At 57.1% G+C, this 13,676-nt stretch carries 11 protein-coding genes; 4 read left to right on the top strand and 7 right to left on the bottom strand.

What is annotated here, in order from left to right; all coding sequences use genetic code 11:
• Positions 1-290: 290 nt before the first annotated feature.
• The 3 genes from L1065_RS05970 to L1065_RS05980 all read left to right on the top strand — a co-directional run bounded on the left by L1065_RS05970 (position 291) and on the right by L1065_RS05980 (position 3,516).
• A complete protein-coding gene (locus tag L1065_RS05970; RefSeq protein WP_237094565.1) occupies positions 291-1,481 on the top strand; it encodes a hypothetical protein in 1,191 nt (396 codons plus the stop codon).
• A gap of 69 nt (positions 1,482-1,550) precedes the next feature.
• Positions 1,551-2,438 (top strand): AraC family transcriptional regulator, encoded by an 888-nt coding sequence (locus L1065_RS05975; RefSeq protein ID WP_237094566.1) that lies wholly within the window; start codon positions 1,551-1,553, stop codon positions 2,436-2,438.
• A 118-nt stretch (positions 2,439-2,556) separates the two neighbouring features.
• Complete coding sequence (locus L1065_RS05980) at positions 2,557-3,516, top strand: alpha/beta hydrolase (RefSeq protein ID WP_237094567.1); 960 nt, start codon at positions 2,557-2,559, stop codon at positions 3,514-3,516.
• 228 nt (positions 3,517-3,744) lie between these two features.
• On the opposite strand, the gene L1065_RS05985 is transcribed toward L1065_RS05980, so the two are convergent.
• The 5 genes from L1065_RS05985 to L1065_RS06005 form a co-directional block, all read right to left on the bottom strand.
• On the bottom strand, positions 3,745-5,355 hold the full coding sequence (locus L1065_RS05985) for an ABC transporter ATP-binding protein (RefSeq protein WP_237094568.1): 1,611 nt from the start codon (positions 5,353-5,355) through the stop codon (positions 3,745-3,747).
• A complete protein-coding gene (locus L1065_RS05990) occupies positions 5,352-6,458 on the bottom strand; it encodes an ABC transporter permease (protein WP_237094569.1) in 1,107 nt (368 codons plus the stop codon). Before L1065_RS05990 ends, L1065_RS05985 begins: the two co-directional genes overlap by 4 nt.
• On the bottom strand, positions 6,455-7,540 hold the full coding sequence (locus L1065_RS05995) for a microcin C ABC transporter permease YejB (protein ID WP_237094570.1): 1,086 nt from the start codon (positions 7,538-7,540) through the stop codon (positions 6,455-6,457). The genes L1065_RS05990 and L1065_RS05995 overlap by 4 nt, the downstream gene beginning before the upstream one ends.
• 26 nt (positions 7,541-7,566) lie before the next feature.
• Complete coding sequence (locus tag L1065_RS06000) at positions 7,567-9,492, bottom strand: extracellular solute-binding protein (RefSeq protein ID WP_237094571.1); 1,926 nt, start codon at positions 9,490-9,492, stop codon at positions 7,567-7,569.
• A gap of 181 nt (positions 9,493-9,673) precedes the next feature.
• Positions 9,674-10,195 carry a cytochrome c family protein gene (locus L1065_RS06005; RefSeq protein WP_237094572.1) on the bottom strand — a complete coding sequence of 174 codons (522 nt, stop codon included), beginning with the start codon at positions 10,193-10,195 and terminating at the stop codon, positions 9,674-9,676.
• Positions 10,196-10,316: 121 nt separating this feature from the next.
• Here L1065_RS06005 and L1065_RS06010 point away from each other — a divergent pair, with 121 nt between their 5' ends.
• On the top strand, positions 10,317-11,150 hold the full coding sequence (locus tag L1065_RS06010) for a prephenate dehydratase (protein ID WP_237094573.1): 834 nt from the start codon (positions 10,317-10,319) through the stop codon (positions 11,148-11,150).
• A gap of 33 nt (positions 11,151-11,183) precedes the next feature.
• Here L1065_RS06010 and L1065_RS15910 read toward each other — a convergent pair whose 3' ends face one another.
• Both L1065_RS15910 and L1065_RS15870 read right to left on the bottom strand, forming a co-directional pair.
• Positions 11,184-11,756: a hypothetical protein gene (locus tag L1065_RS15910; protein ID WP_370641146.1), complete on the bottom strand. Its 573-nt coding sequence runs from the start codon at positions 11,754-11,756 to the stop codon at positions 11,184-11,186.
• A 24-nt stretch (positions 11,757-11,780) separates the two neighbouring features.
• The gene (locus L1065_RS15870) at positions 11,781-13,592 is read right to left on the bottom strand and encodes an OmpA family protein (RefSeq protein WP_305082545.1); all 1,812 of its coding nucleotides are present in this window, start codon (positions 13,590-13,592) and stop codon (positions 11,781-11,783) included.
• Between the last annotated feature and the right edge of the window lie 84 nt (positions 13,593-13,676).

Genomic DNA, 13,676 nt, shown 5'->3' on the forward strand with positions numbered 1-13,676 from the left:
ACCCTGTTTCTTAACAAACCGCCGCTCACGGCAAATGTTACAGCCCCGCGAAGTGTTACAGACTGCGCTCTTCTTTTGTTTCAAAATATCCTGCAGGGGGCCTGGGGGATGCAAAATCCCCCAGTGGCGCACCACCAAATCCAGCCCAAAAAACCCGTCGGACAGGGCGTATGGCCTAGCGTCTGCTCACGGTATGGCAATGCGTCAGACACTTTGGCGCAACCAGTGTGTTCCCCGCGCCCGCCAAAAGCCGTATTGCCGCCGGCCTGCAGACCTGATTTGGTCGGCCGATGCTAAGTGCTTTCATTCTGTCGGTCGTGGTTTTGACGGGCGCGCTGTTGATCTGGCCGCGTGTGGCGAATGCCCCGATCTGGCGCGCGACCATCACGCCCTTGGCGTCGATTATCGGCAGCGGCTTTCTGGTTCTTGGCCCGATCCTAGACGTCAGTTTCGGAGGGTATGCGCCTTTGGTCATGATCGGCCTATGCGCCGTAGCCTATCTTTTCGGTAGCGCGATCAGGTTCAACATCACCGATATCGCAAACGGGGCCGCAGCATCGCCCCTTTTGAGCAAACTTGAAACCGCCGCGTCAGGGGTGCTGGCTTTTGCCTTCATTATATCTGTTGCCTATTATCTTAATCTGTTTGGCGCTTTCGGCGTTAGCCTGACCGCTTTGGACGATCCGTTTCACGCCAATTTGCTGACGACATCGGTCTTTATGTTGATCCTGTTCACGGGCATGACGCGTGGCTATGCGGCTTTGGAACGGATGGAGCAAGTCTCGGTCGGGCTGAAGCTGGCGATCATTGCCGGGTTGATCTTTGGCCTTGCGGTGCATTTTGGAAAGGTCAGCGGCCAGCATGCTTTGCATTTTGAGGCCCCGCAGGTGACGGGATGGGCCGCGTTTACCTTGATGGCGGGTCTGATTGTGACGGTTCAGGGGTTTGAAACCTCCCGCTATCTGGGCGCCACCTATGATGCGCCCATGCGGGTCCGCTCTATGAAATTGGCGCAGTGGGTCTCGTGTGTGATCTACGTCGTCTACATCGTGCTTTTGACCTATGCGTTCGACGCGGGGTCATTGTCTTTGGATGAGACCGCGATCATCGCATTGATGCAGGTGGTTGCGCCGATCCTTCCATTGCTTTTGGTTGTCGCTGCGCTGAGTGCGCAATTCAGCGCGGCGATTGCGGATACCAGCGGGTCTGGTGGATTGGTTTATGAAATGAGCAACGGGCGCGTTCCCGAAAAGCTGGCCTATGCCCTTTTGGTGGGCATCGGTATCGCGCTGACATGGACTGCCAACATATTTGAGATCATCAGCTATGCGTCGCGCGCCTTTGCGCTGTATTACGCCATTCAATCGGGTATGGCCGCACTCCGTGCCTGGCACGCAGGGCGGCTGGCAAAGGCAGGGCTGTTCGGGTTTATGTCCCTCGTGGGTCTGGTGGCCGCAGTGATCGGGACATCTGTCGAATAACGTGCAGATGCGCATCAAGGGGCCAAAGCGTGTCTTGACCTTTGCCCCGTGACAGACACTTCTCACCCCATGCCCAAGCGTTACGCCGAGATTTACCCGTCCCTTCCGCTGCTCAATAGCGAGGCGATGCAACATATGTCAGCGGCGTCTTTGATGTCTGTGCGCTATTTCCAGGCCCAACCTGACACAATGCCCGAAGATGTTTTTGCAGAGCATCATGTGCTTTTGAACATATGCCAGACACCGCACCGTGTGCAGAACCGCAGCGATGGCGAGATGCGGGACTTCACGATCGAACCCAACGAGATCATCGTGACCCCTGCGGGCATGCGATCGGGGTGGCGGTGGTTTGGCACATCGGATGTGATCATCGTCACACTGGACCCGGGCAAGGTGCAGGATTTTGCGCAAAAGGAATTGGGGATGATCCTGGACCGTCAGCAACTGGTCGATCTGCCCCAGTTCAAGGATGCCGATCTGGTCGCCGCTGGCGTGATGTTGCGCGATGCGTTGGAGCAGGATGATCTGACATCGGGTGTCATGTTCGAAGCGATGAGCCGCGTTTTATTGGTCAAGCTGCTTCAGAAATACGGGCGTAGGCGTCCCGAGGAGGTGGCGTTGAGTGCCAAGTTCACATCAGCGCATTCCAGTCGGGTTCTGGCCTATATCCGTTCTCATCTGGATCAGACGATTGGTCTGGACGATCTGGCGCGCGAGGCGGGTATGTCGCCATCGCATTTCAGTCGCGTGTTCAAAGAAACGCTTGGATCGACGCCGATGCAATATGTGATGGCCTACCGGATCGAGCAGGCGATGAAGATGATGGGGGATGCCGCGCGGCCCTTGGGCGAGGTGGCGTTGGCGTGTGGTTTTGCCGATCAGGCGCATTTCTCGCGCAGCTTTAAGCAGATTACGGGACAAACGCCGCGGGCGTTTCGTGCAAATCAGAGCGCGTAAAAGCAGGAATATGCAAAAACCGAGCAGGGGCTTTCAAGTATAGCGGCAGGTGGTGCCGTATTTCTTGTGTCATCGGGCAAGACGCCCACCCACACAGATACTTGAAAGAGAGACCGAGATGAAAGTTTTTGCATTGACCACCGCCGCCGCTTTGATGGCTTCCACTGCTGCGATTGCCCAAGTCGAGATCCGCAGCTTCACATTTGAAAATGAAGGCGCAACGCTGGCGGGCACGCTGTATCTGCCCGAAGGTCACGATGGATCGGCCCTGCCCACAGTGGTGGTGACAGGCGCATGGACATCGGTGGAAGAGCAGATGCCAAGCCTTTATGCCGAACAGACGGTCGAGCGCGGTTTTGCGGCTGTCACCTTTGATTTTCGCGGTTGGGGTAAATCGGGTGATTTGCCAGGCAACACGCGCTTTGTAGAAAGCCCTGCGGCCAAGACATCCGACATTCGTGCCGCCTTCGAATTTGCGGCCTCCCTGCCCGAAGTGGATGGCATGCGGATGAATGGTTTGGGCATCTGCGCATCGGCGGGATATATGGTAGATGCGGCTGCGGGCAATGAACTGGTGCAGCGCGTGGGCCTTGTGGCCCCATGGCTGCAAAACGCCGAGATTGTGAATGCCGTCTATGGCGGTGAAGAGGCCGTGCAGGGCCTGATCGAGATGGGCCGCACGGCTGAGGCCGAAGGCGGGCAGATCATCCCTGCCGCGGGCGACGTCGGCGCCGAAGGTGTGCTGATGCCATTCGGCGGCTACTATTATGAGGCCGACCGCGGCGCCATTCCTGCCTATGACAACCAGTGGAACAACGCAGGGTGGGAAGGCTGGCTGACCTATCACTCCGCGGACAATGCCGAACGTCTGACGCAGCCTTTGGCCATCGTACACTCTGAGGCTGCAGCGATCCCGCAGGGCGTGCGCACGTTCCTTGAAGGCTTTGCAGGCGAGGCGACGTTGCAGATGTTGGAAGAGGTCACACAGTTTGATTTCTACGACAACCCCGAGGATGTGACCCGCGCTGCGGACACTGTTGCCGCACACTTCGCCGCAACCTCTGGCACAGACCGCTAAAGGATGCAGCCTTGCGCGTCACACAGATGCGCGGGGCCAGCACTTCACATCAAACGAAAAAGAAAACCCGATAGAATCCCTTATGCCCGCGACAGCACATATGACGTCGCTTGGTTACGCGTGGAACCCTTTGGAAAGCGGCCTGCTGGCCGAAAACGGCCGCAATGATCTGTGGGAAGTTTGGGGCGCCGTGCAGATCAGGCATGGCGCCCTTTTTTCAGGGTGTGGTCAGATCGCCACCGCGTCAGAGCTTTCCAGATCGAAGGCGGCCGCCATCAAAGCGCGGGTGTAGTCGGTTTTGGGCGCGTCAAAAATCTGATCGCGGTCGCCCATTTCCATCACGTCGCCGCGTTTCATCACGATCACCTTATGCGACAGCGCGCGCACAACTTTGAGGTCGTGGCTGATAAAGATATAGGCCAGCCCGTATTTCTGTTGCAGGTCGCGCAACAGGTCCACGATCTGCACCTGCACTGTCATATCAAGGGCCGAGGTCGGTTCGTCCAGCACAACCAGTTTGGGGCGCAGGATCATGGCACGCGCAATCGCCACGCGCTGGCGTTGGCCGCCTGAAAATTCATGCGGGTAGCGGTCCATCGTGGCGGGATCGAGGCCCACCTCTTGCATGATCTCGGCCACCATTTCGCGTTTGTCGCGGCCCGGTTCCACACCGTGCACGCCAAGCCCTTCGGCGATGATCTGATAGATCGACATGCGCGGGGACAGCGAGCCAAAGGGGTCTTGAAACACGATTTGCATATCACGGCGCAACGGGCGCAGGCGGCGCTTTTGCCATGTGTGAATATCAGCACCCTGAAAGTTGATTGTGCCTTCGGAACTGATCAGGCGCATCATCGCCAGCGCGAGGGTCGTCTTGCCAGAGCCCGACTCCCCCACAATCCCGATGGTTTCGCCTGCGCGGACTTCAAGTGTGGCGTCGTTCACCGCTTTTACGTAACCCACGGTGCGTTTGAGCAGACCGCGTTGGATGGGAAACCAGATTTTCAGGTTTTCGGTATGGGCCACCACGGGCGCATCGGCTGGCACAGGCACAGGCACGCCCACCGCCTCTGCCCCCAAAAGCATTTGCGTATAAGGGTGTTGAGGGTTGTCGAAAATGTCGGTGGTGATGCCTTCTTCAACGATCTCGCCATCTTTCATGACACAGACCCGGTCGGCAAATTTGCGCACGATGGCGAGGTCATGGGTGATGAAGAGCATCGACATGCCGAGTTTCGTTTTGAGGTCGGCCAGCAGTTCGAGAACCTGCGCCTGAATGGTCACGTCAAGGGCCGTTGTCGGCTCGTCCGCGATCAGAAGTTCAGGGCCATTGGCCAGTGCCATCGCGATCATCACGCGCTGGCGTTGCCCGCCGGAAAGCTGATGGGGATAGCTGGTCAGACGGTTTTCCGCGTCATGGATGCCCACCTGTTGAAGCAGTTCCAGCACTTTGCGCCGCGCGTCGCCCCCGCGCAGCCCTTGGTGCAGCGCGATGGATTCGGTGAGTTGTTTTTCCAGCGTATGCAGCGGGTTCAGCGAGGTCATCGGCTCTTGGAAGATAAAGCTGATGTCATTACCGCGCACTTTGCGCAGCAGCTTTTCCGATGCACCGACCATTTGCTGACCGTCATAGGTGATTGAGCCGCCGATGGTGGCGCTGTTGGGCAAAAGGTTGACCGTGGACAGCGCGGTGACCGATTTGCCAGAGCCGCTTTCGCCAACAAGGGCCACCGTCTCGCCTTTGTTCACGTGAAACGTGACGCCTTTTACCGCACGGCTTGAGGTGCCGTCCTGACGGAAATCAACCGTTAGGTCGCGGACATCGAGAACCGCACTCATTGAAATGTCTTTCTGGGGTCGAACGCGTCGCGCACCCCTTCGAAGATGAACACGAGAAGCGACAGCATGATCGCAAAGGTGAAAAAGTTGGTAAACGCCAGCCACGGGGCTTGCAGGTTGCGTTTGGCTTGCAGCGTCATTTCACCAAGCGACGGGGCCGATGCGGGCAGGCCGTAGCCCAGAAAGTCGAGCGTGGCGAGGCCGCCGATGGTGCCTGTGATGATGAAGGGCAGCATGGTCAGCGTGGCTACCATCGCGTTGGGCAGCATGTGGCGGAACATGATGGTCCAGTTGGAGACCCCAAGCGCCTGGGCCGCGCGGACATATTCAAAGTTGCGCGCGCGCAGGAATTCCGCGCGCACCAGCCCCACAAGCGCGGGCCAGCCGAATAGCACCATCAAGAACACAAGCATCCCTATACTTCGCCCAAAAATGGCGAACATGATGATGATGACGTAAAGCGACGGGGTCGCACCCCAGATCTCGAGCACACGCTGGAAGATCAGATCCAACCAGCCACCGAAAAAGCCCTGCACCGCGCCTGCGATGATCCCGATGACAGAGGCAAAGCTGACCACAACGATGGTAAACAGGATCGACAGGCGGAAGCCGTAGATCGTGCGCGCCAGGACATCGCGCGTGCCTTCGTCGGTGCCTAGCCAATGGGTGGCATCGGGGGGCGACGGGGCGGGGCGGTCAAGGGTGTTGGGCGTGTCATAGCTGAACGGGATGATCGGCCAGATCATCCAGCCTTTCATGAAATCAGGGTCATCAAATGTGCCCGCATTAATCTGTTCTATGATGCCAACGGGATCATCAAAACAGTCGATCACACCGCCTGAGCGGATCAGGCATTTGACCTCATCATCGCGGTAGATGGCTTCGGTCCTGAAATCACCCCCAAAGGCGGTTTCGGGATAAAAGCTAAAGATCGGCATGCGGTATTCGCCGCGGTAATTCACGAGGATCGGTTTGTCGTTCGCGATAAACTCGGCAAACAGCGACAGCACGAAAAGAAAGGTGAAAATCACCAACGACCAATAGGCGCGGCTGTTGTTGCGGAAATTGCGCCAGCGGCGCTGGTTGAGCGGTGAAAGCATCATGTCTTGCGGCTTTCAAAGTCGATGCGCGGGTCGACCAGCACATACATCAGGTCAGAGATGATCCCCATCAACAGGCCCACAAGGCCGAACACGAAAAGCGTGCCAAAGATGACAGGGTAGTCACGGGCGACGGCGGCTTCAAAACCCAGACGCCCCAACCCATCAAGCGAAAAAATCACTTCGATGATCAGGCTGGAGCCGAAGAAAATGCTGATAAACGCCGCAGGGAAGCCTGCGATTACAATCAGCATCGCGTTGCGGAACACATGGCCATAAAGCACGCGTCCTTCTTCCAGCCCCTTGGCTTTGGCGGTGGTGACGTATTGTTTGTTAATCTCGTCCATAAAGCTGTTTTTCGTCAGCAAGGTGAGGGTGGCAAAGCTGGCGATGGTGCTGGCGATGATCGGCAAACAAATGTGCCACAGATAGTCGGTGATTTTGCCCCAAAGCGTGAAGTCCTCCCACCCGTCGGATGTGAGGCCGCGCAGCGGGAAAATGCTGAAGTAAGACCCCCCCGCAAAAAGGACCAGCAAAAGGATCGCAAACAAAAACCCAGGGATCGAATAGGCCACGATGATCGCGCCCGAGGTCCATGTGTCAAAGGGTGTGCCATCGCGCACGGCCTTGCGGATGCCCAATGGGATCGAGACGATATAGGCGATCAGCGTCGACCAAAGCCCGAGGGTAATAGAGACAGGCAGCTTTTCGGCGACCAGTTCAAACACACCAATCGAGCGGAAGAAACTTTCCCCGAAATCGAGGCGCATATAGTCCCACATCATCAACAAGAAGCGTTCCAGCGGTGGTTTATCCAAACCGAACTGTTCTTCCAACTGGGCGATGAACTTGGGGTCCAGCCCCCTGCCCCCTTGATAGCCATCTTCGCTTTCGATGCCAGAGGCACCATCGCCCGCACCCGAGCCTGTCACACCTGCCAGAACATCCCCTTCGCCTTCAATCTCGGCGATGATCTGTTCGATGGGGCCGCCCGGCACAAATTGCACCAGTGTAAAGTTGACGATCATCACCCCCAAAAGGGTCGGGATGATCAGCAACAGCCGTCTGAGGATATAGGCGCCCATGTGTTAGCTTTGGTTCTCTGCTGCGTTTATCGTTGGAAAGCGCCTGCGTCGCGCAGGGCCTCATATTTTTCTTCGTTAGACCACCAGAAGTCGCGCACGCCAAGGGCCAAGGTGGGCAATTCTTCGGGATGTTCGTAATAATCGTAGTAGGCGACCCAATGGGACGGGTTATACCACGCGGGCACGATAAAGCGTTCAGCGCGCATCAGACGGTCCAGCGCGCGGGCCGCCCCGATGAATGTTTCCGCGTCCCCTTCGAACTTCAGGCTTTCGAGGATCTTGTCAGCGGCTTCATTGCCAAAGGCGGCAGGGTTGAAAATACCTTCCAGCCGATCCTTGCTGCCAAAGCGTTGTTCATACCCCAAACCCGGACCATAGGCGGTGATGTAATCGTCAAAGACCATGTCGTAATCCAACTCGCGGGTCAGTGCGGTGTATTGGGCAGGATCGACACGGTTGTAGGTTGCCTCAACCCCCAGACGTTTAAGGTTTTCGACATAAGGCAGGATCAGGCGGTCCATCTGCGGGTTGCCTTCAAGAATATCAAGTTTCAGCGTTTCGCCATCCTTGCGGCGGATGCCGTCATCGCCCACGTCCCAACCCGCTTCATCCAGAAGGGCAGATGCGCGGCGCAGATTGGCACGGTCAAGCTGACGTGTGCTGCTTTCGTGGGGCATTACAACCTCATCGGTCAGAAGCGCGGGATCAATCAGGTCAGACACCGATTGCAGGATTTCCAGCTCTTTGCCCGTTGGCACGCCCGTCGCGGCCATTTCGGTGTTTTGCCAAAAGCTGCTGCGTTGGTTGAACAAACCATACTGCAAGGTCTCATTCGTCCACGTGAAGTTATACATCAGGCCCAAGGCCTCGCGCACGCGGATGTCTTGCAGATGCGGTTTGGTCAGGTTGAACGCAAAACCGCTGGCCCGCGGCAGGGACCCATTGGGCAGTTCCTTTTTCACAGCGCGCCCGTCGTTTAGCGCAGGGAAGTCGTATTGCGTGGCCCAGATTTTGCTGTCGGTCTCTGTACGGAAGGTGACACTGCCGGCCTTGAAGCCCTCAAACGCGGCGTTGCTGTCGCCAAAATATTCCACGCGGATGCGGTCAAAGTTGTGGCGGCCGATGTTGATGGGCAGGTCTTTACCCCAATAATCAGGGTTGCGTATGTAGCTGACCGAGCGGCCAAAATCGACCTTGTCGACCATGTAAGGGCCACTGCCCAGAACCGCCGTGGGGCCACTTTCATCGATGCGCGTGCCTGTTTCTTCGAACCATGCTTTGGAAAACACTGCGTTGCTGCCCATCTGCGGGATCAGCCCATCGCGCGGCACGCCCTCGCGGAAGGTGTATTTGATACGGCGTTCATCAAGCGCCACGGCACTTTCGACCAGCGCGTTCAGGGCTTCGCGGTAGCTGACAAACGCCTGTTCCATCAAGAGCGACCACGTGAATTCCGCGTCATAGGCTGTCAGCGGTGTGCCATCGGAAAACCGTGCTTCAGGACGCAGATGGAAGATCACCCAATCGCGGCTTTCGGGGTATTCGATCTTTTCGGCCAACAGGCCGTAATCGGTGTTGGGATCATCGAGTGCGGTTTCCATCAATCGTTCCACCATAACCGATGCAAGCGCCGCAGGATCACCTTTGCGCGAAAACGGCATCATGGAATTGAAGGTGCCGACAGTTGCGACCGAATACTCGCCGCCTTTGGGCGCATCGGGGTTCACGTAGCTAAGATGCGGGAAATCCTCTGGGTATTTCGGCTCTCCGATGGTGGAGTAGAAATAGGAGGTGATGATCTTTTCATCCTCGGCGACCGCTTGCGACACCGTCCAGACCAGCGCCACTACGATCAAAGAGGCCGCAAGCCACAGCTGTTGGACGAATGGGCGGGTCGCGGCGCGTGCTTGTGCCTGCGCCTGAATCTGTGTCGAGCGGGAAAAATGGATCATTGCGCACCTCATATTATCGGCTGTCTGTGCCTTAAAATGAAGCTAAGTGCGCAAAAGTCGAATATTCAAGCCGCAAACGACGCAAATCATCGAAACGTGAGAGGCACGCGAGGTGCCTTAAATGACAAACGCGCGCCAGGTTTCCCTGACGCGCGGTCTTTTTTCGGTCAAATCGGCTGGCTTAGGGCGCGCCGTTCGCTGCCAGATATGCGATCAGATTGGCGCGGTCTTCGATGTCTGCCAATCCGCGATAGGCCATAGCTGTGCCTGGCGCATATTCACGTGGGTTTTCGAGGAAGCCGTTCAGGTTTTCCGGTGTCCATGCACCACCCACGGCGACCAGAGCGCCCGAGTAGTTGTAGCCGTCTACAGCACCTTTTTCACGGCCGACGACGTTATACAGGTGTGGACCTGTGCCATTCGCGCCATCTTCGATCTTGTGGCAAGCAGCACATTGGCGCCAGATACGGCTGGCGGCACTCGCGTCTGCATTTGCGTAAACTTCTTCGAAGCTAACTTGCACAACTTCTTCTTCTGCCGCGTCATCCCCTTCGACAGGAATCACATAGGCTTGTTGTTCTTCGCCATATCCATGGCCGCCACCGGTGTGGTAAAGTTCTTCTGCGGCCCATGCACCAAGCAAAAAGACCAATAGGGAGCCGCACAAGCCACCCAAAACTTTTGTAAACGTCATCGTGTCCATTTTGTCGCGTCCATCATTTGGCGTTTCGTCGGGGGTCTATATGCGCTTTCAAACGAAAAGAGCAAGGTATATGCACCGCGACCAAACGCCCTTTTTATGAATAAGTCGCGGAGACTTTGAGTTGACCAAGAAAATTGCATTTCAAGGCGAGCTTGGAGCCTATTCCCATGAGGCGTGTGCCGCGGCCCGTCCTGATCACGAGCCTTTGCCCTGCAAAACATTCGAGGACGTGATTGAAGCCGTGCGCAAGGGGCATGCAGATCTGGCGATGCTGCCGGTTGAGAACAGCATCTATGGCCGCGTCGCGGATATTCACCGCCTGCTGCCAAGTTCGGGGCTTTATATCATAGACGAAGCGTTCGTCCGCGTGCGCATTGCGTTGATGGCAGGCGAAGATGCAACGCTGGACGATATCAAACTGGTCCGCGCCCATCCCGTTTTGATCCCGCAGTGCCGCAGCTTTCTGGCCGAACACGGCATTACCGCCGAAGCCGCGATCGACAACGCAGGAGCGGCCGCAGATTTGGCAGCATCGGGCGAGGTGGGCGCAGGTGCACTGGCATCGGAATTGGCCGCACAGCAATACGGGCTGAAGGTGCTTGCGCGTGATATTGAGGACAATGACACCAACACCACACGGTTCTTGATTATGTCGCGCGAGATGGATTTGAAACGGCGCGGCAAGGCCGTGATGATGACCAGCTTTGTGTTTCGGGTGCGCAACATTCCTGCTGCGCTGTATAAGGCGATGGGCGGATTTGCCACCAACGGTATCAACATGACCAAGCTTGAAAGCTATATGGTGAACGGCGCATTCACCGCGACCCAGTTCTTTGCCGATATCGAAGGTCACCCTGATGACAGAAACGTGCAGCTTGCGATGGAAGAGCTGGACTATTTCACCGATCAGGTCAGTTTGCTTGGGGTCTACCCGGCAGATCCGCAGCGCAGTTAAACCACTGCGCTGCGTTTTGAATGGAAAAGCGGTTTAGTAGATACCGCCCTTGTCCACTTTCTTGGAAAAATCGGTCTCGCCGCCGTCTGCCAACAGCTTGGCTTGTGACACCCAGTTGTCGCGCGAGGCACGGCCTTTGAAACTTGCGAGGTTGCTATCGACCCACGCCAGTTCAGAGTCCGACCAAGAGGCAATCTGGTCAAAGTGCCAGAACCCAAGCTGGTTGCACAGTTTTTCCATTTGCGGGCCAATGCCTTTGATCCGCTTGAGATCATCTGCCTTGCCACCACGCGGCGCATCAAGGGTTGTGGGTTTTTCTTGCTCTTCCACCGCTGGCACAGCGGCAAGGGGCGCCGCCACAGCGGCGGCTGCCACGGGTGCCGGTTTGCTTTGCAGATCGGCGACACGTGCGTTGCATGTGTTCAAATCTGCCTCAAGTTCGGCAATGCGGCGATCTTTTTGGGCGATCAGATCGGCATCACCATTGCCTTCGACCACCTCTTCTCTCTTGCTCCAGATGATCCAGCCAGCCAGCAGACCAAGCAAAGCGGCCAGCAGGATCAATCCCCACATCTCGCCAAGCAAAAAACCCCAATTCTGTATCATAACGCGTCCTTCCGTAACCTGAACCTAGTCTCGCCACACCAAAACGGTGCGACGATTTTCGGCGCGCCCTTCTTCGGTATCATTGTCTGCAATCGGGCGGCTTTCGCCGAAACCGATGGATGTTAAACGTGCGTTTTCAATGCCGCGCTCGGCCAAGGCGGCGACCACGGCATTCGCGCGGTCACGGCTGAGCAGTTGGTTGCTTTCGGCGCTACCGACACTGTCGGTATGGCCCTGAACGATCACCGTCAGCTCAGCGTTTTGGGCAAAGCACGTTGTCACAAGCCCTGCGAGTTCAGCAATCACCGAACGCGATGTTGCATCCAACTGGGCCGAGCCTGTCACGAAGTTAATGGACTGGCCTTCAAAGACCGCACGTGTGGCATCATCGCAGAGGTTGGCAGTGGCATTACTGATGTCCACAACAGGCACCCAGAACCCGTTTTGATACACCTCGTCGCGCCCTGTCAGCGCATTGGGGCGCAGATCGCCATCGTTAAAGCGCGGCTCTGCCCGCGTGAGCGCGACGGATGTGTAAAGGCCCGTATCTGTCAGACGTTGCTCAATTTGATCCAAATCGGCTTCGCGCAGAACAGTTCCTTCCAAAGCAACATCTTCGCCCATCACGGTGGCGCGCACGGTTTCAAACTCTGGCAAAAACGGCTCAAGCCCCGTCAGCGCGTCTGTTACAGGGGCGGCCGCTGTCGTGCCTGTTGATTGCAGGCTGCCCGTGACAGCAGGCGCGCCAATCTGTTGGGCGATGCTGGCTTCTGACAGATCAGCCGGGGCGACACCGCCCACAAACAAACCGCGCACGCGGTCATAGCGCACCGACATATCCGCTTCGATCACCGGCGGGGGCGCCACGGTAAGCGCGGCCAACGCTGTGCCGCCGCCCTGCGCGGCCAAACCTTCAACCGCCTGGGTGACGTCGGCCATATCAGCATCTGTCGCAGCCTCGCCCGAGATCGTCATCTGCATATCATCAACACTCAGCGTGCCTGTGTTCAGACGTTGTAACTGGCCCAGACCCCCAAGGGTCATCGTGGACCAGCCATCAGGCGCTGTGCGTGCAATGACCAACCCACTGGCATCGGCCCCTGTTTGCGATGCGATTTGCGCGCGCACCTCTTCGGACGGGATAAACCCCTCAAGCGTCATGGTGCCGTCAGCGGCCCTTTGTGCATTAAGCGTGAAACGGTCAATCGTTGGCACAAATGTGACGTCCTGGGTCACTGCAAAATCACCTTCAAGACCCGCAACCGATGCAGTGACCGTATCCAGAACCTCTTGTGAAGGTGCCTCGCCTGTCAATGTCACGGCTGTGTCGGTTACGCGCAATTCGCCAAACGTCAGTGCGTTCAGTGCGTCCAACCCCGTTGTCATGGCTTGTGTGTAGTTTGCTGGCGCACCCGATGCCAAAGGCAGATCCCCAAGGGCTGCCACGCCGCTGGCATCTACCAAACCGCTTTGCACTGCAGCCGTTGGCACAGTGCCATCGGCGCTATAGTCGCCCGCGTCGGACTTAACCACACCAGTGATATAGGGGCTGGCCACGGGGATAACTTGCAGGTCGTCGCGCACAACGCGCCGCCCTTCCACGGCGGTGGCCGCTGCCACAAGCGCATCGCGCTCGGCGGCGCTGTCTGCGATGCCCGTCAAAACAATGTCGCGTCCAAAGACTTCGGTTTGCACGCCATGGATGCTTTGTTCACTGACCACTTGGGCGGCTTGGGAAATCTTGGTTTCCATTTCGACGGCGTTGTTGAAATTGCCCCATGCACCAAGGCCTACGACACCCAACCCAAGCACACCAAGACCCAAACCCTTAGACATCACACACCCCTTCAAAAAGTCGATAACCAAGCGAATGGGAATATTAACGCAACGTCAACAATTAATTCACTTTTAGGGGTATTG

This window comes from Nereida sp. MMG025 (assembly GCF_021654165.1).
Lineage (GTDB): Bacteria > Pseudomonadota > Alphaproteobacteria > Rhodobacterales > Rhodobacteraceae > Nereida.